18 protein-coding genes are annotated in these 23,150 nt (G+C 72.4%); 10 read left to right on the plus strand and 8 right to left on the minus strand.

Annotated elements, in window-relative coordinates:
* Window positions 1-6: 6 nt before the first annotated feature.
* On the minus strand, window positions 7-4,503 hold the full coding sequence (gltB, locus tag M3M55_RS13880; protein WP_249010091.1) for a glutamate synthase large subunit: 4,497 nt from the start codon (window positions 4,501-4,503) through the stop codon (window positions 7-9).
* 88 nt (window positions 4,504-4,591) lie between these two features.
* Window positions 4,592-5,509, minus strand: a complete 918-nt coding sequence (locus M3M55_RS13885; RefSeq protein ID WP_249010092.1) for a Ku protein — start codon at window positions 5,507-5,509, stop codon at window positions 4,592-4,594.
* A gap of 144 nt (window positions 5,510-5,653) precedes the next feature.
* Here M3M55_RS13885 and M3M55_RS17655 point away from each other — a divergent pair, with 144 nt between their 5' ends.
* Both M3M55_RS17655 and M3M55_RS13890 read left to right on the plus strand, forming a co-directional pair.
* The gene (locus M3M55_RS17655) at window positions 5,654-5,803 is read left to right on the plus strand and encodes a ribbon-helix-helix protein, CopG family (protein ID WP_371878768.1); all 150 of its coding nucleotides are present in this window, start codon (window positions 5,654-5,656) and stop codon (window positions 5,801-5,803) included.
* Window positions 5,754-6,155, plus strand: a complete 402-nt coding sequence (locus tag M3M55_RS13890; protein ID WP_249010093.1) for a type II toxin-antitoxin system VapC family toxin — start codon at window positions 5,754-5,756, stop codon at window positions 6,153-6,155. Before M3M55_RS17655 ends, M3M55_RS13890 begins: the two co-directional genes overlap by 50 nt.
* 88 nt (window positions 6,156-6,243) lie before the next feature.
* Here the strand turns inward: M3M55_RS13890 and M3M55_RS13895 are convergent, their stop codons facing one another.
* A complete protein-coding gene (locus M3M55_RS13895; RefSeq protein ID WP_249010094.1) occupies window positions 6,244-6,768 on the minus strand; it encodes a YceI family protein in 525 nt (174 codons plus the stop codon).
* A 275-nt stretch (window positions 6,769-7,043) separates the two neighbouring features.
* On the opposite strand from M3M55_RS13895, the gene M3M55_RS13900 reads away from it, so the two are divergent.
* The 8 genes from M3M55_RS13900 to M3M55_RS13935 all read left to right on the plus strand — a co-directional run bounded on the left by M3M55_RS13900 (window position 7,044) and on the right by M3M55_RS13935 (window position 14,083).
* Complete coding sequence (locus M3M55_RS13900; protein WP_249010095.1) at window positions 7,044-8,693, plus strand: adenylate/guanylate cyclase domain-containing protein; 1,650 nt, start codon at window positions 7,044-7,046, stop codon at window positions 8,691-8,693.
* 23 nt (window positions 8,694-8,716) lie between these two features.
* A complete protein-coding gene (locus M3M55_RS13905) occupies window positions 8,717-9,238 on the plus strand; it encodes an RNA polymerase sigma factor (protein ID WP_249010096.1) in 522 nt (173 codons plus the stop codon).
* On the plus strand, window positions 9,228-9,848 hold the full coding sequence (locus M3M55_RS13910; RefSeq protein ID WP_249010097.1) for a methylated-DNA--[protein]-cysteine S-methyltransferase: 621 nt from the start codon (window positions 9,228-9,230) through the stop codon (window positions 9,846-9,848). Before M3M55_RS13905 ends, M3M55_RS13910 begins: the two co-directional genes overlap by 11 nt.
* A gap of 4 nt (window positions 9,849-9,852) precedes the next feature.
* A complete protein-coding gene (locus tag M3M55_RS13915; RefSeq protein ID WP_249010098.1) occupies window positions 9,853-10,929 on the plus strand; it encodes a YihY/virulence factor BrkB family protein in 1,077 nt (358 codons plus the stop codon).
* 85 nt (window positions 10,930-11,014) lie between these two features.
* Complete coding sequence (locus tag M3M55_RS13920) at window positions 11,015-12,211, plus strand: MauE/DoxX family redox-associated membrane protein (RefSeq protein WP_371878702.1); 1,197 nt, start codon at window positions 11,015-11,017, stop codon at window positions 12,209-12,211.
* Complete coding sequence (locus M3M55_RS13925; RefSeq protein WP_249010100.1) at window positions 12,208-12,963, plus strand: hypothetical protein; 756 nt, start codon at window positions 12,208-12,210, stop codon at window positions 12,961-12,963. Before M3M55_RS13920 ends, M3M55_RS13925 begins: the two co-directional genes overlap by 4 nt.
* Window positions 12,960-13,628 carry a hypothetical protein gene (locus tag M3M55_RS13930; RefSeq protein WP_249010101.1) on the plus strand — a complete coding sequence of 223 codons (669 nt, stop codon included), beginning with the start codon at window positions 12,960-12,962 and terminating at the stop codon, window positions 13,626-13,628. Before M3M55_RS13925 ends, M3M55_RS13930 begins: the two co-directional genes overlap by 4 nt.
* Window positions 13,629-13,645: 17 nt before the next feature.
* Window positions 13,646-14,083: a hypothetical protein gene (locus tag M3M55_RS13935; protein WP_249010102.1), complete on the plus strand. Its 438-nt coding sequence runs from the start codon at window positions 13,646-13,648 to the stop codon at window positions 14,081-14,083.
* 17 nt (window positions 14,084-14,100) lie between these two features.
* On the opposite strand, the gene M3M55_RS13940 is transcribed toward M3M55_RS13935, so the two are convergent.
* From M3M55_RS13940 to M3M55_RS13960, 5 genes are all read right to left on the minus strand, one after another.
* Window positions 14,101-14,691, minus strand: coding sequence for a hypothetical protein (locus tag M3M55_RS13940; RefSeq protein WP_249010103.1), 591 nt, complete (start codon window positions 14,689-14,691; stop codon window positions 14,101-14,103).
* Between the two features lie 317 nt (window positions 14,692-15,008).
* The gene (locus M3M55_RS13945; protein WP_249010104.1) at window positions 15,009-18,140 is read right to left on the minus strand and encodes an exodeoxyribonuclease V subunit beta; all 3,132 of its coding nucleotides are present in this window, start codon (window positions 18,138-18,140) and stop codon (window positions 15,009-15,011) included.
* Window positions 18,141-20,783 (minus strand): PD-(D/E)XK nuclease family protein, encoded by a 2,643-nt coding sequence (locus M3M55_RS13950; protein WP_249010105.1) that lies wholly within the window; start codon window positions 20,781-20,783, stop codon window positions 18,141-18,143.
* Between the two features lie 87 nt (window positions 20,784-20,870).
* Window positions 20,871-21,683: a hypothetical protein gene (locus M3M55_RS13955; protein ID WP_249010106.1), complete on the minus strand. Its 813-nt coding sequence runs from the start codon at window positions 21,681-21,683 to the stop codon at window positions 20,871-20,873.
* A gap of 97 nt (window positions 21,684-21,780) precedes the next feature.
* A complete protein-coding gene (locus M3M55_RS13960; protein ID WP_249010107.1) occupies window positions 21,781-23,100 on the minus strand; it encodes a M20/M25/M40 family metallo-hydrolase in 1,320 nt (439 codons plus the stop codon).
* Window positions 23,101-23,150 lie beyond the last annotated feature (50 nt).

The following is a 23,150-nucleotide window of genomic DNA, read 5'->3' on the forward strand; positions in this document are numbered from 1 at the left end:
ACGGCCTCACGCCGCCGCCTCGGTCACGTCCCGGTCCGCGACGGCCGCGAGCGCCGCCTTGTAGTCCCGGGGCATCACCCGTACGAAGCGCTCCCGCGCCCGGTCCCACTGGGCGAGCACGTTGCGGGCCACGAGCGAGCCGGTCCGCTGGGCGTGCTCGGTGATGAGCGCCCGCAGCGCCTCGGCGTCGGGATCCTCGGCGGCGACGGCCTCCAGTTCGACGAGCTCGAGGTTCGCGCGGCCGCTGAAGCGGCGGTCGATGTCATAGACGTAGGCGATTCCGCCGCTCATCCCGGCGGCGAAGTTGCGCCCGGTCGGGCCGAGGATGACGACCCGCCCCCCGGTCATGTACTCGCAGCCGTGGTCGCCGACCCCCTCGACGACCGCGTGGGCCCCGGAGTTGCGCACCCCGAAGCGCTCGCCGGCGAGGCCGCGGAAGAACGCCCGGCCGGCCGTCGCGCCGTACAGCACGGTGTTGCCGACGATCTGGTTCTCCTCCGCGTGGAAGCGGGCGCCGTCGGGCGGGCGGACGACGACGATCCCGCCGGACAGGCCCTTGCCGGCGTAGTCGTTGGTCTCCCCGTGCAGGGTGAGCGACACTCCGGGCGCGAGCCACGCCCCGAAGGACTGGCCGGCTGAGCCGGTGAGGGTGATGTCGATCGTTCCCTCGGGCAAGCCGGCGGCGCCGTGGCGGCGGGCGATCTCCCCCGACAGGATCCCCCCGACGGCTCGGTTGACGTTGCGGATCGGCAGCGGCCCGAGCCGCACCGGCTCGGCGCGCTCGAGCGCCGGCGCAGCGGCGGCGATCAGGTCCCAGTCGAGGGCGCCCTCGAGGATCGGCTCGGCCCCGCGGGTACGGTGCAGGGCGGTCCCGGCGGGCACCTCGGCGGCAGCGAGGACGAGCGACAGGTCGACCTTCTCCGCCTTCCAGTGATCGACCGCAGCGTCCATCTCGAGGTAGCGGTGGGCCCGGCCGATCAGCTCCTCGATCCGGCGCACGCCGAGCCGAGCCATCAGCGTCCTCGTCTCCTCGGCGACGTTCATCAGGAACGTGACGACGTGATCGGGGGTGCCGGCGAAGCGGGCGCGCAGCAGCGGGTCCTGGGTGGCGACCCCGACCGGGCAGGTGTTGAGGTGACAGACGCGCATCATGATGCACCCCATCGCGATCAGCGGCGCGGTCGAGAACCCGAAGGCGTCGGCGCCGAGCAGCGCCCCGACGATCACGTCGCGGCCGGTTTTCATCTGCCCGTCCACCTCGACGGTGACCCGGCTGCGGAGATCGTTGAGCAGCAGCGTCTGCTGGGTCTCGGCGAGCCCGATCTCCCATGGCACACCGGCGCCGTGGATCGAGGACTGGGGGGAGGCGCCGGTGCCGCCGTCTCCCCCGGAGATCGTCAGATGATCGGCGTTGGCCTTGACGACCCCGGCGGCGACGGTGCCGACCCCGACCTCGGAGACGAGCTTGACCGACACGCTGGCGGTCGGGTTCGCCGCCCGCAGGTCGTAGATGAGCTGCTTGAGATCTTCGATCGAGTAGATGTCGTGGTGGGGCGGCGGGCTGATCAGCCCGACCCCGCGCGTGGAGTGGCGCAGGGTGGCGATGTAGTCGTCGACCTTCTGACCCGGCAGCTGCCCGCCCTCCCCCGGCTTGGCGCCCTGGGCCATCTTGATCTGCAGCTGGTCGGCGTTGACGAGGTAGTGGACGGTGACACCGAAGCGGCCGGAGGCGATCTGCTTGATCGCGGAACGGCGCTCGTCAGAGAAGCGGACCGGGTCCTCCCCACCCTCGCCCGTGTTCGAGCGCCCCCCGAGCCGGTTCATCGCGACCGCAAGCGTCTCGTGGGCCTCGCGGGAGAGGGCGCCCAAGGACATCGCCCCGGTCGTGAAGCGCTTGACGATCTCCGTCGCCGGCTCGACCTCATCGAGGTCGAGCGGCTCGGGGGCGAAGCGCAGGCGCATCAGCCCGCGCAGGGACGAGCTGCGCGCCGCCCGCTCGTTCACCTCCCGGGCGTAGTCGGCGTAGGAGTCCCAATGGTGGCCGCCGTGGCCGCGGACGGCGTGCTGGAGCTTGGCGATCGTCTCCGGGTTCCAGATGTGACGCTCCCCGTCCCGGCGCCACTGCAGCACCCCGCCGACGGGCAGCAGGTCCCGTTCGGTCCGCGGGTAGGCGCGGAAGTGGCGCTCCATCGCCTCAGTCGACAGCTCGCTGAGGCCGATCCCGCCGATCCGACTCGCCGTGCCGGTGAAGTGGCGGTGAATCAGCTCGGCGTCGAGCCCGACCGCCTCGAAGATCTGGGCGCCGCAGTAGGACTGGATCGTCGAGATCCCCATCTTCGCCATCGTCTTGAGCAGCCCCTTGCCGATCGCCTTGACGATCCCGCGTTCGGCCGTCTCGCGGTCGAGGTCGGCGGGAAGCAGGCTGCGGTCGGCGAGCTCGTCGAGTGACTCGAACATCACGTACGGGTTGATCGCCGAGGCGCCGAAGCCGATCAGGGTCGCCATGTCGTGGATCTGGCGGGGCTCGCCCGACTCGATCACGAGGCCGCAGCGCAGCCGCGTCCCGGCCCGGACGAGGTGCTGGTGAACCGCGCCGACGGCGAGCAGGGAGGGCATCGCCACCCGCTCGGGGCCGAGGTTGCGGTCCGACAGGATGAGGATCGTCGCGCCGTTCTCGACGTAGCGGCCGGCCTCCTCACAGAGCGCCTCCAGCCGGCTGGCCATCCCGTCGGGGCCCTGCTCGATCGGCCAGGTGATGTCGAGGGTCGCCGGGACGAACACCTCGTGGCTGCACTGGCGCAGCTTCTCAAGCTCGTGGTTACGGAGGATCGGCTGGTCGAGGACGAGCTGATGGGCGTGGGCGGGGGTCTCCTCGAGGATGTTCAGCTCGGGGCCGACGGCGACCTCGAGTGACATCACGACGTTCTCCCGGATCGGGTCGATCGGCGGGTTCGTCACCTGCGCGAACAGCTGCTTGAAGTAGGCGAACAGCGGCGGCTGACGGTCCGACATCACCGGCAGGGCGGCGTCGTTGCCCATCGACACGACCGGCTCCTCCCCGCGCGCGGCCATCGCCGCGACGACGAGCTTGAGGTCCTCCTGGGAGTAGCCGAAGGCGAGCTGCTTGGAGCGCAGCGGCTCGATCCGCGGCGCCCGCGGATCGCGGTCGGGAAGGTCGTTGATGTGAATCGACGACTCGGCGTACCAGCGCCCGTAGGGCCGGCGGGAGGCGACGCGGCGCTTGACCGTTTCGTCGTCGACGATCTCGCCGGCCTCGAGGTCGAGCAGGAACATCCGGCCGGGGGCGAGACGGCCCTTGCGCTGGATGTGCTCGGGGGCGATCGTCAGCACGCCGGCCTCGGAGGCGAGGACGACGTACCCCTCGGTGTCCTGCACCCAGCGGCCCGGGCGCAGGCCGTTGCGGTCCAGCAGCGCCCCGATCGTCGTGCCGTCGGTGAAGCAGAGGGCCGCCGGCCCGTCCCAGGGCTCCATCAGGCAGGAGTGGTAGTCATAGAACCCCTTGACGTCGGGGTCGATGTCCCGGCGGGTGCGGTAGGCCTCGGGGACCATCATCATCATCGCCTGCTCGATCGGCCGGCCGGCGAGGACGAGCAGCTCGAGCACGTTGTCGAACACCGCCGAGTCCGACCCCTGGGCCTGGACGACCGGGAGCGCCTTGGCCAGATCGGCCCCGAACAGCTCGGAGGCGAGCTGGGACTCCCGGGCGCGCATCCAGTTGACGTTGCCCCGCAGCGTGTTGATCTCGCCGTTGTGGGCCAGCATCCGGAACGGGTGGGCGAGCTCCCAGGAGGGGAAGGTGTTGGTCGAGAAGCGCGAGTGCACGAGCGCGAGCCGGCTCGTTACCCGCGGGTCCCGCAGGTCCGGGTAGTACTTGGGCAGCTGCGGGGCCATCAGCATGCCCTTGTAGACGATCGTTCGCGAGGACAGAGAGGGGATCTGGATCTCCCCGACGCTCTCCTTCTCGATCCGCCGCCGAATCACGTACAGGACCCGTTCGAAGGCGTTCTGGTCATCGACGCCGGCGGCCGCGCCGATCAGCAGCTGGCGGATGCGGGGGGCCGAAGCGCGGGCGATCTCCCCGACGTGCTGGTCGTTGACGGGCACGTCCCGCCAGAACAGGAGCTGCTGTCCCTCCTGGACGACGACCTGCTCGATCAGCGACTCGGCGGCGAGCCGACGCTCCGGGTCAACGGGCAGGAACAGCATCGCGACCCCGTAGCGGCCCGGTTCGGGCAGCTCGACACCGAAGGCGACCCCACGGAAGAAGGCGTCGGGGATCTGCATGAGCACGCCGGCCCCGTCCCCGGTGTTCGGGTCCGCGCCGGTCGCCCCGCGGTGCTCGAGGTTGCGCAGGGCGTCAAGCGCCTTCTCGACGACCGCGTGGGTCGCCTCGCCCCACAGCTTCGCGACGAGCGCGACACCGCAGGCATCGTGTTCTTGGTTGGGGTCGTAGAGGCCGCTGGCCCCCTGCCTCTGCGTCATGCGATCAGGTGCCCTCTCTAGAGAGTGAACGCCTGAGAATATCGGTTCGCGCCACGGTCGTTTATGCCGGAGCGCCGAGACGGGGCGCTCAGGAACCGCGCTTGCGCGCCGGGGCCCGGACCGCGGGCGTCGGGGCGGCCGGCGTCGACTTCTTCGCCCTCGGCTTCGGCTTCGCCGGGCGTGGGCGGCCCGTTCCCGGCCTGCCGGGGCCGGGAACGGCATCGGCGCCGTCGCGGACTGCGGCGAGTGAGGCCTCGAGCGCGGCCATCAGGTCCGGGACGGCGGCGGCCGGCGCGGGGGCGGGGGCGGGGGCGACCGTCTCCCCGTTGGCCTTCTGCTCGATCAGGGCGAGGACCCGCTGGCGGTACTCGTCGTGGTAGTCGCCGGGGTCAAAGGGCCCGCTCTGCATCTCGATCAGCGCGCGGGCCATCTCGAGCTCCTTCGGGCTCGCCGGCTCCCCGGCGGCGTCGAACCCGTCGAGGCCGTCGGGCGCATTGACCTCATCCCCCCACAGCATCGTCGTGAGGGTGAGCACCTCCCCGACCGGCCGCAGGGCGCACAGCTGCTGGCGGGAACGCAGGACGACCCGGCCGACGGCGACCTTCCCCTCGGCTGCGAGCGCCTCGGTCAGCAGGTGGTAGGGCCGCGCCCCGCCGGGGGCGGGGGCGAGGTAATAGCTGGCGTCGTAGTAGATCGGGTCGATCTCGGCGAGGTCGACGAACGCCTCCACGTCGATCGTGTGAGTCGCCTTCGGGTCGAGCGCGTCGAGCTCCTCGGGCTCGATCGTCACCCACCGGTCCGGGCCGATCTCATACCCCTTGACGATGTCCTCGTAGGCGACCTCCTCCCCGGTCGAGGCGTCGACGCGCTTCTGTTTGATCCGGGCTCCGGTGCGGGCGTTGAGCTGGTTGAAGCGAACCGTCTTGGGACTCGTGGCCGCATACAGCTTCACCGGCACGTTGACGAGGCCGAAGGAGATCGCGCCGCTCCAGATCGCTCGGGGCATGCCCTTCTTCTACCCCGCCGAGGGGGTCCGCGCAACCCGCGCACGGGTTTCTGCCCGCGCCTCAGGGCCTCAGCGGTCGACGACGCGACGATCTTGGATGATTCCAGCGGTAACACCGGGGATACTCGTGTGATGGCGAAGGTGATGATCTCCCTCCCCGATGACCTCCTCGCCCGCGTCGACGCGCAAGCGAGCGCACGTGGGAGCACCCGGAGCGCGACGATCCGCGAACTGGCCGACCACAGTGATCTTTCTCGACGCAAGCGTGCTGCTCACTGCCGAGGATGTCGATGATCACGAGCACCACGCCTCCCTGGCGCTGCTGCGATCCGGCGCTGTCGCGACGCTCGAACTCGCGCTGTACGAGACGACGAATGTCGCCATCATGCGCTGGAAGGATTCCGATGCAGCGGCGCGGCTGGCGAAGCGCCTATGGATGATCGCGGAACTGGGCACTCTGGTGCCGGTTGATGCCGGGCTGGGTGATGATGTTGCGCGGCTCGCCACCGAACACGCGCTCAGCGCGTACAACGCGGGCTACGTGGCCGCTGCCCGTAAGCTCGGCGTGACGCTGGCGAGCTGCGACCGATGCGACCTTGTTCGACCTGGGCTGGCGCAGCTGCCCTCGACGCTGATCGCCGCTTGACACGAGTGCCCGCCAAAACCACAGAGCTCACGTCTCCCCACACACCCCAGGCACGATTGACAGTCATGTCGCGCTGGTTCGGATCGTTTCAGGCGACGTCCCGGACGAGTTCGATCGTGACGTCGAGGTGGGCCTCGCCTTGGATCATCGCGATCTTGCTCCAACCGACGCCGGCCTGGGTGCGGTCGACGCTGACCTTCGTGTGAAGCCGCAGGCGGTCGGCACTGGGGTCCGTCGCGATGACCGGCGCCTTGAGCGGCAGTTCGTTGTCGCGGATCTGTAGCGTACCGTTGAAGGTCAGGGTGCCATCGGGGCCCGGGGAGATGTCTGCCGGGGTAAAGCGCACGACCGGTGAGTTGACGGCGTCGAAGAAGTCAGCGGAGCGCAGGTGCTCGTCACGTTTCCTGTTCTTGGTGTCGAGACTCGCGGCGTGGATGCGCAGCTCTCCATGTGTGCCGGCAGCGCTGACGGTGAGTTCACCCTCAAGGGTCGCAAACGTCCCGTTCACACCGACCAGGCCGAACATTCCGCGGGCGTTGAAGTTGGCTTGGGAGGCGCCCGCGTCCACGTGCCAGGTGCCGGTGGGAATGGCGGTGAGGGTTGTGCTGGTCATGTGGTCTCCTACTGGACCGACGTCCCTCGGACTCGAGATGGTTCCTTGCGCGGTCTGCGGCCAGGACTTTACGCTCGGCCGTCTCGGCCGTCTCGGCCGTCTCGGCCGTCTCGGCCGCCTCGGCCGCCTCCGTGCTGCCCCCCGTGATCTCAGACGTCGGCGCCTGTGCGCGCACCCGGATCCGCGGGCGGAGATGGTAGGGTCGCGCTGAGGATCGTGTTCACCTTCGCCGACGACGGCAGCATCTGCCCCGGAACCCACGGCAGTCTGAGTCTGTGAGCGCGGCGGGCAAGCCGTCCCGGGGGCACGGAACCGCACCCGCCACCGGCAGGGCGCGGTGGGGGCCGGCCGTCGCAGCGCTGCGCGGCGCGGTCGCTGAGCTCTCCCGCCCCGGAGAGAGCGACCTCTCCCCCCGACGCCTGCGCACGCTGACGACGGCGGGGTTGTCGGCGGTGCTGATCGGCACCAACCTGATCGGCTCGGTGATCGTCCTCGCCCTCCTCGCCCTCCGGCTGATCCCGCTCCCCACCCTCGCCCATCTCGGCCGCGTCCGGCTCGACAACGGCGTGCTCGCCGCCGCCTACGTGCTCGTCGCCCTCCCGGCCGGCTGGACGCTCGGGCACCGGACCGTGTGGTCGGCCGCGGACTGGCTCCTCGCCGAGCGGCCTCCGACGCCGGCGCAGACGCGGGCGCTGCTGTCGGCTCCCCGGCGCCTGTTCGGGATCCAGATCCTCCTCTGGCTGATCGCCGCAGCCCTGTTCAGCCTGTTCAACGCCCACTTCTCCGGTCGGCTCGAGGTCCGGGTCGCGATCGTCGTCTCCCTCACCGGCTTCGTCACCGCCGCCTGCGCATATCTCGCGACCGAGCGGCTGCTACGCAGCCTCACCGCCCGTGCCCTCGCCCACGGGATCCCGGACGGCCTGCACACCCCCGGCTCGGTGACCCGGACCCTGCTCGCCTGGGGCCTCGGCAGCGTCGTCCCAGTCGGCGGGCTCACGTCGATCGGCATCCTCGCCCTCAGCAACGACGGGACGACGAACCGGGTCAGCCTCGGCGTCTCGATCATCGTCCTCTCGGGCACCGGCATCGTCGTCGGCCTGATCGCCGTGCTGCTCGCCGCCCGTACGACGGCCGAGCCGATCAGCTCGGTCTCCCGCGCCCTCGCCCGGGTCCGCCGCGGCGACTTCAGCGCGCGGGTACCCGTCTATGACGCCTCCGAGATCGGCCAGCTCCAGGTTGGCTTCAACACGATGGCGGCCGGGCTCGCCGAGCGCGAGCGGATCCGGGCGCTGTTTGGCACCTACGTCGACCCGGACGTCGCCGCCCGGATCCTCAGCGCGGGCACGCGCCTGTCCGGCGAGACCGTCGAGGTCACCTGCCTGTTCCTGGACATCCGCGGGTTCACCGGATTTGCCGAGCGCACCGCGGCGGAGACGGTGGTGGCGACGCTCAACGCCCTGTTCGACCTCGCCGTCCCGATCATCCACCGCCACGGCGGCCGGATCGACACATTCATCGGGGACGGGCTGCTCGCGGTCTTCGGTGCCCCTCGCCGGCTGCCCGATCACGCCGATCGCGGTCTCCTCGCCGCCCGGGAGATCGCCGCGGCCGTCGCCGAGGACGGCCGGCTCGGCCTGTCGGTCGGACTCGGGCTCAACTCGGGCCCGGTCGTCGCCGGCAACGTCGGTGGTGGCGGCCGGTATGAGTTCAGCGTCATCGGCGACACCGTCAACGTCGCCGCCCGGGTCGAGGCGGCGACCCGTCAGACCGGGGACACGCTGCTCGTCTCCGAGCACACCCGTGCCCACCTCCGCGTGCCGGCCGAGCTGGTGCAGCGGCCCGGGGTCGTCCTCAAAGGCAAGGACGACCCGGTGCGCGTGTTCGGCTTGGGACCGGCGCCGGCGTCTCACACACCGGCGCCCTGAGCCGTTGCCTGTCGGACACGCCCGTGGTACTCCCGCCCTTCCAGACCCTGATCGACTCACACGCGCATGACATCCATCGCTTCCTCGTCAGCCGAGTCGGGGCGCTCGACGCCGACGACTGCTATCAGGAGACGTGGGTGGCCGCCCTCGGTGCCTATCCGCGCCTGCGCAGCGACGCGAACCTGCGCGGGTGGCTGTTCACGATCGCCCACCACAAGGCCATCGACACGCTTCGGGCCCGGGCGCGCGCCCCGCTCGCCGTCGGCGCCGAACCGCCCGACCACGCGGAGACCGCCGGCGCGGGGGACCCGTCCGGCCCCGCGCGGAGCTCCGGCGGCGTACCCGATCTCACGGCGGAACCGGAGCTGTGGGGCGCGGTCGCGGCCCTGCCGCCCAAGCAGCGCACCGCCGTCGCGCTGCGCTTCGTTCTCGACGCCGACTACTCCCGGATCGCCGTGCTGATGGGGACCTCCACCGACGCCGCCCGGGCCAACGTCCACGCCGGGCTGAGGCGGCTTGGCCGGGTGGTCGACGATGGCCGCTGAGCCCGGCCGGCTGCCCGACCTCACCGCCGCCTTCCATGCGGCCGGACTGATCGACGTCGCCTACACGCGGGAGCCCTCGCCGCTGGGCGACCTCCTGCTCGCGGCAGGGCCGACGGGTCTGTTGAGCGTCGCCTACACAGCGGACGGGATGGAGGAGGCACGCTGGCTGAGCGGGCTCGCCGCCGCCGTCTCCCCACGGGTTCTGCGGGCTCCCGCCCGACTTGACAGCGCCCGCCGGGAACTCGATGAGTATTTCACCGGCCGGCGTCAGCGCTTTGGCCTCCGTCTCGACCTGCGGCTGATCCGGACCGCGTTCGCCGCCGCGGTCCTCATGCGCACCGCCGCGGTGCCCTACGGCGCGACGGCGACCTACTCCGCCGTGGCGACGGCTGCCGGTCGCCCACGGGCTCAGCGGGCGGTCGGCAGCGCCCTTGGCGCCAACCCGCTCGTCATCGTCATCCCCTGCCACCGAATCGTCCCCGCGCACGGCGGCGTCGGGGGGTACGCGGGCGGCAGCGACACGAAGGCGCTTCTCCTCGCCCACGAGCGGAGATACGCTGAGAACGTGAGGGTCTGTGATGACAGCCCCGCCGAACGGGGTATCAGCTGAGGTCATGGACCCGCTCGGCCCGCTCAAGCACTTTGACACCTACCAGCAGCGCCGTCGGGGGCTGGCGATCCCGCTCGCGGTGGTGAAGAAGTTCGCCGACGACTCGGCGGGCAATCTGGCCGCGCTTGTCGCCTACTACGCCTTCTTCTCCCTGTTTCCGCTGCTGCTCGTGTTCGTCACGGTGCTCGGTTTCGTCCTCCAGGGCCACCCGCACGAGATCGCTCGGGTCGAGCATTCGGTGCTCGCGAACTTCCCGGCCTTCTCGACCTTGATCAAGCTGCGCTCGATCAAGGGGAGCCTGGTCGCCCTGATCGCCGGCCTCGTGACCTCCCTGTGGTCGGGGCTCAGGGTGACCGGCGCGGCCCAGACCGCCCTCGACACCGTCTGGGCGGTCCCGCGCAAGGACCGACCGAACTTCCTCCAGTCCAAGCTGAGGGGCCTGTTCCTGCTGCTCAGCCTCGGGCTGCTGTTCATCGTCGCGACGCTGCTGTCGGGCATCGTCACCGGCGGCTTCGGCTCCGTTCTCACGAAGGTGGCGGGGATCCTCATCTCCCTGATCGCCAACCTGGTGCTGTTCCTCGCCGCGTTCCGGTTCATGACCGCGCCGAGCGTGCCGACCCGGGACCTGCGCAGCGGAATCGTCCTCGCCGCACTGTTCTGGACGGTGCTGCAGGTCCTCGGCGGACTCTACGTCGGGCACGTCCTGCGCAGCCTCAGCGGCACCTACGCCTCGTTCGCGGTCGTCATCGCCCTGATCGTCTGGCTCCACCTCGGCGCCCAGCTCACCCTCTATGCGGCCGAGCTCAACACCGTGCTTGAGCGCCGTCTCTACCCGCGCAGCCTGTTCGGCCCCCCGGCCGGCCCCGCCGACCAGGAGACGCTCGCCGCGATCGCCCGGACGGAGGAGCGCAACCCGATCGAGCACGTCGCCGTCTCCTTCAGCGGGCCGGATCCCGCTCGGGTGCCCACGAATCCCACGCCCGCGCCCGCAGATCCCGCTCCCGCGCCCACACCGGACCGCTCTGAGCCGCCGGGGCCGAACCCGGACGGGCGTCATGATGCCCTCCCCCGGCCCGGTTGACTGGAGCGTGCGACTGGTACGGGTGGTTCACTGACGGGGTTCGCTCAGACAGAGAGGTGTGTGCTGTGGGTGTGTGGGGGTGGCGGTGCCGCGGAAGACAGCGGGCACCACATGCCGGGGGGGCCGCGACCTGGTAGGGACGGCATGTGTGATCGCAGCGGCGCTGTTGCTCCTCAGCGCGGGCGTATCGAAGCTGCGCCTCCACCGTGGCTCCCGGGGCGCGGCGCCGGACACCGCGTCGGCGTTCTCCGGTGGGCGGCATGCGCTTGAGGCGAGCCCCTGGTGGGCGACGGCCGAGCTGATCGCTGGACTGGTCGTCCTCCTTTCCCCTCCGCCCTTTGGCGCGGCGCTGGCGGCGTTCCTGTTTCTCACCTTCGCCGCCGTCCACGCGGGAGATCTGCGCGCCGGCGACCCTCCGTGTGCCTGCTTCGGCGCGCGTGGAGCCGCCTCCCCGGCGCGGGGCATGACCCTCTGTGGCGGGTTCGCGGGGCTGTGTGGTCTGTCCGCATGGCTGGGTTATCCCGGCCTCCCCACCCTGTCCCGGGCGGGAGGCCTCGACGTGGTGGCGGTGGTGGCGGTGGCCGGCCTGCTGTCGGCCGTGTGGCGGTGGGCCTTCAGCGCGCAGCCGGGGACTGCGGGACCGAGCCGGAGTTCTGCGGGCCCGCGCGCACGGGACCTGGTTGATCTGTCGGCGCGGTGGGTTGAGCGTCACTCCTCCCGGCGTGACTTTCTGCTCCGCCTGGCGGTGGTCGGGTCGGCCCTTGCGGTCGCGCCGTTGCGGTACCTGCTCTATCCCGGCCCGGCGCTGGCGATCCTCGCGCCGCCGGACTGTCCGGGCGGCCTCTGCGCCAACGGGTACACGGGCTTCTGTTGTGAGATCACACCCGGCCACGTCAACACCTGCCCGGAGGACACCTTTCCCGGCGGCTGGTGGATGTGCACCGATTACAGCGGCCGCCAGCTGTGCGCGGACGCCGGGGTCCGTTACTACGTCGACTGCAACGCGCTGCTGGGACGGCCGTTTCCCGGCGGCTGTCACTGTGGTGATGACAACTGTGATCAGTACCGGATCAACTGCAACATCTTTCGCTACGGACAGTGCAACACGGAGGTTCCGGGGGTGACGGCCGTGGTCTGCCGGATGGTCGTGTGTGAGAACCCGGCGACCATCGACGGGCTGCACTGCAGCGCCGCGCTCGCGGTGGATGACGCAACCTGTGATCAGGAGGCACCGTGCCTCGAGCCTCCGGCGGTCGCAGTGACCGGGGCCGGTGGCGTATGACTGTCGCGACCGTTCTCCTCACGGCCGGACTCGCGGTCGCGCTCCTGTTCATCGTCGCCCTGCTGCGGTCCCATGCCGAGATCCTGCGGCGGCTGATGAGCCTCGAAGCGGCGCTCGGCGACCCGGTCCCGGAGCGGACCTCGGCGGCGTCCCCCCGGTTCGGAGAACCATCGCCCTCTCATCGGCCGACCGGCGGATCGGCGCCGGACATCTTCGGTGAGACCCTCGCCGGTGACGCGGTGAAGCTGTCCCTCGATGCGCGACACGGCCGGACCCTGCTGGCCTTCCTCAGCAGCGGGTGTCAGGCCTGCCGGCCGCTCTGGAGTGAGCTCCCCGACGGCCGCGCGCGGACGGCGGCTACCCGGGTCGTCCTCATCACCAAGGGAACGGACCGCGAAAGCCCGGCGCGGTTGGCGGAGCTCGCCCCCGCCAACTCGGAGGTGATCATGTCAACCGCCGCGTGGCGGGACTTTGCGGTGCCCTCCAGTCCGCACTTCGTCCTCGTCGATGGCGGTGAGATCGCCGGCCGCGGGGCCGCGACGAGCTGGGAGCAGATCGCTTCGCTGCTCGCGGATGCCGGCGAGGATCACCGCGTCAGCCAAGCCCGCAACACCTCACAGCGCGCGGCCCGGGCCGAGCACGCGCTCGCGCGGGCCGGGATCGGCGCCGACCATCCCAGCCTCTACCCCTCTCGGAAGGTGACGCCCGGGGCGGCCCCGGACACGCGGACTCAGGAGGGTGATCCGTCGTGAGCCAGACCCTGTGGATCGCCGTCGGGGTTGCGGTCGCGGTTCTCGGCGCACTGCGGGCCGCCTTCTCCCCGTGCGGGCAGTCGATGCTCGCGAGCCTGACCCCGTACGCTGAGGCCGCACGCGGCTCACGGTGGGCGGTCACCGCTGCCGCCTTCTCACTCGGCGCGGTGCTCGCCGGCGCGGGCACGGGAGCGGGATGGGGCCTCATCGGTGGGCTGCTCCCACCCGGGCAGTGGCGGCTCGTCGCTGCCGGAGTCGTGCTCCTGCTCGCGCTTGTGATCGACGCGACCCCGCTGCGCCGGCGCCTGCCGCTCGTGCGCCGGCAGGTCAATGAGGACTGGATGGTCACCTACCGGGGGTGGGTGTACGGGATCGGATTCGGAGCCCAGCTGGGCTGCGGTTTGATCACCCTGGTCGCATGCGCGGCGATTTATGCCAGCTTCGGTATCGAGCTGCTCGCCGGCCGCCCGCTCACCGGACTCGTCATCGGGGCGGCCTTCGGCGCAACGAAGGCTGCGTCACTGCTGCCCGCCGGCCGTGCGACGGACTCCCGCACCCTCATCCGCCTGCATCGCCGCCTGCTCGCGCTCGAATCCCTCAGTGTTTCCGCGGTCGTCGCCGGCGAGCTGCTTGCGGTGCTGATCCTCGCTTCCGCCCTCACCTGAGCGCTCCTGCCGCGGCGATGGAACTGAGAGGCCATGGGCTCGCGATCACCCTGCCGGCCGGTTGGGAGGGCCGGATCAGCCGCCGCGGGTCGGGTCCGGTCCTGCATGCGGCCACCTTTCCCCTGCTGTCCAGTGACGGTGACTTCGGATCGGCGGCGACCGGACGGATGGCTGACGGGGACAGCTTCCTCACCCTCGTTGAGTACGTCGACCCTGACCAGATCCGCCCCGGGCGCGGCCTGTTCGCTGCGTCCCGGCCGAGAGGGGTGGCCGTCCGGGAGTTCGGCGCCATGCAACTTCAGGTCACCCGGCGCGGCCAGCTCGGCTGGCAGCGGTTCTTCACCGAGTCAGGGCGTACCTGCTGCCTGTACGCCGTCCTCCAACCGGGGCCCGTCCCGGCCGCTCAGCTCGTGGCCGTCCTCAACCGGGTGCTCGCCGCGCTCGTCATCTCCTGAACCTGTTGGCTCCGCGGTCAGGCCCCGGGGGGAGCGTCAGCGTTCGGCGTTGTCGGCGCCGGCCCCGGCGTGGTGTTGGTTGCCGGCGGCGCTGTCGTCGTCGTCGCCGGGGAGGTTCCGGTCGGGCTTGTCAGCGTCACCGTCGTCGTCGTTGTCCCGGATGACGGCGGCGGGGCGGGAAGCGCTGAGCGCAGTGTGCCCGTATAGACACCGGCGTCGTGGCTGGGCCCGAGCGGACAGCGCGTCATGTCAGTGCGGGAGCGGTTCAGGTAGCGGGCGCCGATCGCCGTCGCGTACCGGATCGACCCGACGAACACGCTTCTGGTCACCCACAGGCTGAGCGTGTAGGGCACCCGGCTGCCGTGCCGGTCCACCCGGCCGAGACAGCGCAGCGCGACAAAGAAGCTGCCGCGCCCCTCATAGACCCCGGACCGACGCGCCGCCAGCCACACCGTCGCCTCACGGCCCGCTCCCAGTGCCCGCCGCACGCGCAGCCGCGCGCAGCCCAGTGACCCGCAGCCCGTTCCCGTGATCACCCACACCCGACGGATCCGCTCACCGGCGTGCTCGCCGCGTACGTTGACCGCGACGGTCACGCGGGCGCTCATCAGAAAGGTGCCGCTGATGACCGCCTGCCTCGTCCCGCCCGCCACGGGAGCGGCGAGGGCCGCTGACACCGCCACACCAACGGCCAGCGCCACGAGCGCCACCGGCGGCCAACGCCGGAGCGACGCTCGCCGGGCCTGACCCTCAGCGCGATCAGACATCGCACCGGCACCCCCACACGACCGCGGTCATGAAGCTGTGCAGCACCCGGCGAACCTTAGCCCGCACGGCGAACCGCTGCGCCGGTCCGGCGGCCGTCGCGCCGGCCGCCTCGGGACCCCGGCCGGCGACGGCCGCCGGCAACTGGAACCCGGCCTGCTCAGAGGACCGGACACAGCCCAGCCGCCGCCGGGCATCCCGCACACACCGTCGGCCCCGGGGCGGAGCTGACCGGAAAGCTGCCCGCGGCGAGGCCGGCGAGCCGGGCGCTGAGGTCGGACTCGAGCGCGTCCCGGTCGGCGGCGACGTAGAGGCGCGTGGCCGGCTCGTGGACCGCGGCGGTGAACAGGTGGACGACCTCCACCTCCGCCGCGCCGGTCCGCAGCGCGGCGAGCGCGTAGATGAGGCGCTGGAGGCCATAGTGGTCCGCGGCGATCGCCTCCGGTGTGCGGTCGCCGAGCGCGTCGGTCTTGTAGTCGACGACGAGCAGCCGGTCCGGCTCAGCGGCGATCGCGTCGAAGACCCCGCGGATCAGCAGTCCCCCGCTGGAGAACGTGAAGGGCTGCTCGCGCCGCAGCCCGGTGGCGGCGAGGAGACGGGCGACGGTCGCATTGGGCGTGATCGCGTCCAGCTCACCGGCGGCGAGGCGGGCGTGCAGGTCGATCCCCCGCGCCCGCGCCCCGCTGGCGGGCATCGACCTCGGGGGCATCCCGAGAATCCGCTCCGTGTAGAAGCGGTGGCCGCAGCGCTCATAGAGGCTGAGACCCGAGTAGCTCACCGCCGTCACCGCCGGACTCCGGCGGACCGGGGCGGCCGGCGGTACGGGGCGCGCGGGCGGCACGGACGGCACCGCGACGGGCGCAGGCGTTCCCGGGACGCCGGCCCCCGGGGACGACGCGTCCACGCCCGGCCCGCCTGCGGCGGTCATCCCGGGAACGCTGGTGGCCAGTGCGGCCGGGTCGCTCAAATCGGTCACGGCCACACCGGCGAGCCCCCGCAACGGCGGGGCGATCCAGTCGATCGGGACCATCGACTCGGGCCGTCCGGGCGCGCCCGCCCGGACGGCCCCCGACAGGATCAGACGCTCCCGCGCTCGGGTCATCGCGACGTAGAAGAGCCGGCGCTGCTCGGCCCGATCGGCGACGAGTGCCGCCTCCCGCAGCGCGGCGTGGTCGAGGGCCTCGACCCGCGTGCCCGCGCCCGGCCGGGTCACCCGCAGACCGAGCCGGCCGTCGGCGCCGATCCGGATCAGGCCGGCGTCATGGGCCGGGCCGCGGCCGAGGTCGGCGACGCAGACGACCGGGAACTCGAGCCCTTTGGAGCGGTGGATAGTCATCAGCGCGACCGCGTCCACGCTCTCGGCCTCCAGTGGCGCCTCCGGCTCGCCGCCCCCGGGCCCGGCGGCCCGGCGGGCGAGCGCCGCGACGAGGCCACCGAGGTCGTACCCGTGCGTCGTCTCCCACGCGCGGCTGAGCGCGAGCAGCTTGCGGACGTTCGCGAGCCGACGGGTCCCGCCGGGCATCGCCGCGACCGCCAGGTCATAGCCGCTCCACTCCAGGACCGCTTCGATCAGCCCGGCCGCGGGGGCCGACCGGGCGTGCGTCCGCTGGCTGGCGAAGAACGCCTCAAAGCGCGCGAGCCGGCCGGCGTCCTCGAGCTCGAGCGCGTCCCCGTCCCCGGCAGCGAGCAGGACGAGCCCGTCGAGGGAGAGCCCGCACAGACCGGAGAGCAGCACCGTCCAATAGGCCTCCCGGTCCTCGGCGTTGGCGAGCACCCGCAGGTAGGCGACGAGGACGACGACCTGGGGGTGGCCCCAGTAGCCGCGGCCACCGACGAGGAACGTCGGGACTCCCGCCGCCTCGAGGGCGCGCTCATACACCCCGAGGTCGGTGCTCGCGCGGGCGAGCAGGGCGATATCCCCCGCCCGCGCCTCCCCGGTGCCGACGAGCGCCGCGACCCGGGCGGCGAGCGCCCGTGCCTCCGCGACCCGCCACGGGGCGCCGAGACCGTCCTCCTCCGCCCACTCCGCCTTCTTGTCGGCAACGAGCAGTTCGACGCACGGCCCGGGGGCGGGCGGATCGCGCCGACCGGCTCGGAGCGGCTGGTAGTCGTCGATCTGGTCGGCGAACAGCGCGTTGAGCACGGTGAGGATCTCCGCGCGGGTGCGGAAGTTCGCGCGGAGGGCGAGGCGTCCCCCTTCCGCGGCGATCTCCCGGCCCCGCTCCTGAAACAGCGACACGTCGGCGTGCCGGAACCCGTAGATCGACTGTTGGGCGTCCCCGACCATGAACACGGCCGCCCCGGGGGAGATGAGGTCGACGAGGGCGAGCTGGACCGGGTTGGTGTCCTGGAGCTCGTCGACGAGGACGTGGGCGAACCGGTAGTCGTGCCCGGCCTCGAGCCGCTCCCGGGCGAGCAGCTCGAGGTCATCGAAGTCGACCACGCCGCGTTCCTGCTTGGCCCGCTCATACGCGGCGTCGTAGGCGATCAGCAGCGCGTTGAGGCCGTCGCGCAGCGCGGGCGCGAGTGCGTCCGCGAGCGCCCGGCGGCGCTCGGCGACCGCCGCCCGATAGGCCGCGCAGGCGTCGCTGTTGAGCGCCCGCGCGCCACTCGGGAGATCCGCGAGCGCGAGCGGCCAGTCGGTCTCGAAGTCGGTCCGGGCGAGCTGGTCAAGCGCCCGTCGGACCGTCACGCCCGGGTCGGGGATAACGCCGAGTTCGCCGGCGACGGCGCGGGCGAGTGCCGCGAGTTCGGTGGCGGTGGTGGTGGCCGGCCGGGCCAGGACCACCGGGAGGCGCGGGTGACGCTGCCCGCGGCTGCGCAGGGCGCGGTGGGCGGTACGGACGGCGTCGGTGAGCGGGCCGACCCCGTAGGCGGCGATCAGATCCCGTCCCTCCGGGGTGCTCGCGACCGTGTCGAGCGCGTGGGTGAAGGCCGCCTCGGACAGTTCGGCGGCGGTGTCCTCCTCGAGCACGCTGAAGCGGGGGTCGAGACCGGCGGCGAGCGCGTGGGTGCGCAGCACCCGGGCACAGAACCCGTGGATGGTGAGGATCCAGGCGGGGTTGTCCGCCAGCGAGAGACGGCGCCGGATCCGCTCGCGCATCTCGGCGGCCGCCTTCTCGGTGAAGGTGATCGCGAGGATCGCCTGAGGGTCGACGCCGTCCTCGAGGACCGCTCGGGCGTAGCGCTCGACGAGCACCGAGGTCTTCCCGCTGCCCGCCCCGGCGTCGAGCAGGACCCGGCCGTGGCGGCGCTCGATCGCCGCGGCCTGCTCGTCGGTGAACGCGTTCACTCAGACCGCCCAGCAGATCCCCGGGTGGGCACAGCCCGCGGGTGAGCAGGTCGCCGGACAGGGGGTGAGCTCGCCCGCCGCGAGGGTGGCCGCCAGCTCCCGCACCCGCGCCTCCACGGCCGCCAGCAGCGCCGCGAGCGCATCCGGGTCGGTGACGTCACCGTCGCGCAGCGCCAGTCCGGTGTCCGCCAGCGCGATCCCGCGGGGTCGCAGATCCGGGCCGGACAGGGGCTGGTAGATCCCGGCGACCGGGGTGAGCGTGAGGGAGCGGGCCACCGCAAGCATGTAGAGGGCGACCTGGAAGGCCCCCTCCGGCCACCTCCGGCCCGAGCGTTCGGGCTTGTCCCGGCCGCTCTTGTAGTCCCAGACGATCGCCCGTCCGTGCCGGTCGGTGTCGATCCGGTCGATCCGTCCGCTGACCACGAGCCCGCCGCCGAGGTCGACGCGGAAGTCGTACTCGAGCTCGGAGGGGGTGAACCCGGGCGCCGGATGGGCGTCGGCCCAGGCGAGGAAGCGCCGCGCCTGAGCGACGATGCCGGCGAGGATCGCCTCCCGCACCGGGGCCGAGGCGCCCGGGGCGAGCGCCCCCGGGACCTTCACGCGCTCGAGTACGTCGGGCTCACCGGCGACCTGCCGGGCGAGCAGGTCGTGGAGCAGGGTGCCGCGCACGAGCGGTTCGGCGTCGGGTTCGAGCGCCTCGGGAGCGAGCTGGCGTTCGATCAGCCAGGCGACCGGACAGGTGTGGAAGCGCTCGATCGCCGCGGCCGAGATCCGGTCGCGGTGACGCAGCCGGACACGGGCGGACGGCCCGAGCCGGCGCGTGAGCTCCGGCTCCCCGGGGGCCCGCCGCGGGGCGGTGGCGGCCGCCCGCGCGAGCGCTCGCTCACGCGGCGTCGGCGCCTCGGCGGGGGTCCAGACGACGTCGGCGAGCCCGCGACGCCGGACGGGAAGCTCGCTGAACAGGGCGCGGATCGACTCGAGGAACGGGGAGGGCGCGACCTCGTTGCCCTCCTCATCGCAGGTGCGGTAGCTGACACTGACCCGTTCCCGGGCGCGCGACAGGATCGCGTACAGGAGGTAGCGCTCGCGGGCGAGCAGGTCCGGGGGTGGGTCGAGGACGAGCCCGCCCGCCTCCGCGAGCGCGCGGCGGCGATCCTCGGGGATGAACGGGTCGGGGCGGTCGGCGGCGGGGAACTCCCCGTCACAGAGGCCGGTGACGAGCACCCGGTCAAACCGGCGGGCGCGGATGCTGAGCGGCTCGGCGAGCAGCACCCCACCGGGGGTACCCGGCCGCAGGCGCAGGGACGGGATCAGCGCGGCGAGCTCGTCGGGGCTGACCGGCTCAAGCGCCGCCCGAACCTCGCCGATCAGCGCGGCAGCACGGACGTCGAGCTCGGCGGCCGGGGTGAGCGGCGCCAGCGCGGCGGACGGCATCAGCGCGGCGATCGCGGTGTCGAGATCGGGCAGCGGCGCGGTTCCCACCACGCCGGCTCGGCGTGCGGCAGCCTCCCAGGCGTCGACCGTTGCCGGGTCGTCGGTGAGCCGGCGGTAGACGCGGGCGTCCCCGGCGAGAACGGCCGCGACCCCGCGCCCAAGGGCCGTGTGGGTGAGCGGAACTTCGCGCGCGCTCGTGACCGGGACGCCGTAGCGGAGCAGCGTCGCCTCCAGCAGCGCCCCGGAGCGGGCGAGCGAGCGGCAGACGACGACGATCTCCTCCGGGTCGACGCCCTCGGCGAGCGCGGCGGCGACCTCGGTGGCGACGAGCTCGGCCTCGGCGATCGCACCGCCGGCCTCGAGCAGCCCGACGGCGCCGCCGGGCGGCCCGGCGGGCGGGTCGGGCTCGAACAGGTGGCGTTCGAGGTGGTGCAGTGCCGGGGCGCCGTAGTAGGTGTCGAGGGCGGGCAGGACCTGGACCCGGTCGGCCCGCTCGCTCAGTTGCGCGACGAGGCCGGCCCGGGCGGCGAAGGCGATCCGGCCCGGCTCGAAGGGAACCGAGACGGTGACCGGGGCGCCGACGGGACCGGCGAGCGTCTCAAGGGCATCCTGCTCGGTGCGGGTGAGGTCGTCGAAGCCGTAGATGAACACCGGCGTGCCCCGCCACCAGTCTGGACGCGCGCGGAGGGCGTCGAGGGCCGCCCAGGCATGGGAGGGGCGATCTTCGGCGCCGGCGTCCGTGAGGGCATCCACGTAGTCGCGATAGAGCATCGCCAGTTCCCGGAGCGGCGGGTCCCCACCGGCGGCGGTGACGGCGGCACCGAGCCGGGCCGGCGTCACCCGCTGGGCGCGCAGGCCGGCGATCGTCGCGCCCACCCCGGCACGGAAACCGGGCCCGGCGGCGGCGGAGGCAAGATGGGTGAGCCCGGCGGCCGCGATCACCCGGCCGAGCAGCAGCTCTCGGGCGAGGCCGCTCAGTCGCGGCCGCTCACAGCGGGCGCGGGCGGCGATCTCGTCGATCAGCCCGGCGAAGGTGAGGGTCGCGCCGAAGCTGACCCCCTCCCCCGCGAGCTCGCGGTCGTAGTGGACGGCGTCGAGCTCGGTGGGGACGACGAGCAGCGCGTCCCGGCGGGCCGCGGCGGCGTAGGCGCCGAGCAGCTCGCCCGCTTTGGCGGAGTTGGCGGGGCCGAGGACGAGGCGAAGCGACATCACCCTCCATGTTGGCGGGCGTCCCGGCGGCGGCCCCCGGACCGGGTGCCCGCCCCCATGACGGGGCGGGGACGGTCGGGGTGAGGTCTAGGCGCGGTATTGGGTCTCGGCGGCGGCGATCCGTCGCTTCACGTCAGCGCGCAGCAGGAACGCCATCCCGTCGAGCCAGACGCCCCAGATCGCCATCGGCAGGTAGTAGCCGAGCACGCCGTTCCAGCCGAAGGTGCCGCCTTTGGTGAAGGCGCAGCCGTTGGCGGTGGCGAGGACGATCGCGCCGAGGATCGTCGCCCAACCGACCCAGCGGGGGGCGAGCGGGTGACGGGAGTGGGCGTGGCTGCGGATGACGATCACGCCCGCACAGGCCATCTGCAGGGAAAGCATCACCCAGCCGACGAGGAAGCCGAACCACGACGTGTCGTTGAGCGCGGCCGTGACGTCACTGCCGGCCTGGCCGGCGCGGTAGGCGGCCCCGATCCACAGGCAGCAGGAGATGAAGATGAGCATCACGACGGCGAAGCCGCCGAGCAGCTGACCGATCGCGAACAGCGGGGTGGTGCCCTCACGGCGCCAGAGGGCGATCGACAGCTCGATCGTGTAGATGGCGAGGAACACGGTCGCGAGGGCGAAGATCGACATGCCGAGCTCGACGCCGAAGCGGTGACTGGCGTAGAAGCCGGCGAGGACACGGTCGGGGACGTTCCCGGCGACGGGATGGTAGAAGCGTGAGAGGCCGAGGAACCCGACGATGGTCAGCACGGTGAAGATCAGCGCACACCACGCGCCGAACAGCTCGTGCTGAAGCGACATCCGCCGGGGCAGCGACTCATGATCGGCCTCAGGGGCCGGTGCGGTGGCACCGGCTGCCGGAACGAGGGTGGCGGGGGGAGTGATGGTGGCCATGGCGGCAACCTCCCACTCCACCAGTGACCGGACAACCTATCGATGGGGGGACGGCGCCATCCGCAAGGGAGACACGGCCGGTTCCCGTCTCGGGGAGCTACAGCTCCGCGAGACGGGAGAACACGGCGGCGGCGGTCGCGATGCCGGTTCCGATCGCGGCGGCGGGCAGCCGCTCGTTCGGCGCATGGATGTTCGCGTCCGGCAGGCTGAAGCCGGAGATGATCGTCGGGATGCCACGGTCGGCGAGCGCCGCGACGATCGGCAGGGTCCCGCCGGAGCGGATCAGCGCCGGACGAACGCCGAGGGTCTCCGTGAACGCGTCGAGTCCGAGCTGGATCGCACGGGCGTCCGGGGCGACCATGCCGGGAGGGGCGGCCGACAACTGGGTGACCGTCAGCGTCGCACCATCAGGGACCGCGGCGGTCAGGAGCGCCTCGAACGCGGCGGCGATCCGCGCCGGATCCTGTCCGGGGGCGAGGCGGAGGGAGACGTTGGCGATCGCCTCGACCGGGAGGACCGTCTTCTCCAGCTCCGGCGAGCCCGAGTGGATCCCGTTGATCTCGAAGGTCGGCTCGGCGAAGGTACGCAGATAGAACTCCTCCGCCGCGGTCCGGTCGGCCGGGGTCGCGCCCTGCTGGGCGAGTTCCCCGCCCCCGGACGGGAGCTGTGCCCAGCCGGTGAGCTCCTCCGCGGTCGGGGCGATGATCCCCTCCCGCAGCGGCTCGGCGATCCGCCCGTCGACGGCGAGCAGCGCGCCGAGGGTCGCGACGAGGGCGGCCGCCGCGTTCATCGCCGCGCCGCCGTACACGCCGCTGTGCAGGTCGCTCGTACCGGTGCGGAGGCTGAGATGGAAGTAGATCAAGCCGCGCATCGCGACGTTGAAGGCAGGCAGGCCGGCGGCGATCATGCCGCTGTCAAAGATCACCGCCGCGTCCGCGGGCCCGGTGTCGGCGGCGATGAACTCGACGATGCTGTGCCCCCCGGTCTCCTCCTCCCCGTCACAGGCGAAGCGGACGTTGACCGGCAGCGTGCCCGCCTGAGCGAGCTGGCGGGCGGCAGCGAGCAGCAGGTACAGCTGTCCCTTGTCGTCGGCGATGCCGCGGGCGTACAGGTGACCGTCCCGCTCGGTGAGGGCGAAGGGAGCCGATTTCCACAGCTCCAGCGGGTCGGGAGGCTGGACGTCGAAGTGGCCGTAGCAGAGGACCGTCGGTGCGTTCTCCGGGTCGCTGGAGGCGGCGATCGTGCCGTGAACGATCGGCTGGCCGTGCCAGTCGATCAGCTCGGCCTCCCCGCCGGCCCCGACGAGGAAGTCGACAACCCAGCGACCGGCCGCGAGCACGTCCTCGCGATGGGCGGGGTCGGCGGAGACGGAGGGGATCTCCAGGAAGGTTGCGAGCTCAGCGAAGGTGTCGGGCATGAACGCTGAGGCTAGTACGCGGGCGGGCGCGGGCCGCCCGCGTCGGCCCG

Origin of the sequence: Conexibacter sp. DBS9H8, assembly GCF_023330685.1 — a bacterium.
Classification (GTDB): domain Bacteria; phylum Actinomycetota; class Thermoleophilia; order Solirubrobacterales; family Solirubrobacteraceae; genus Palsa-465.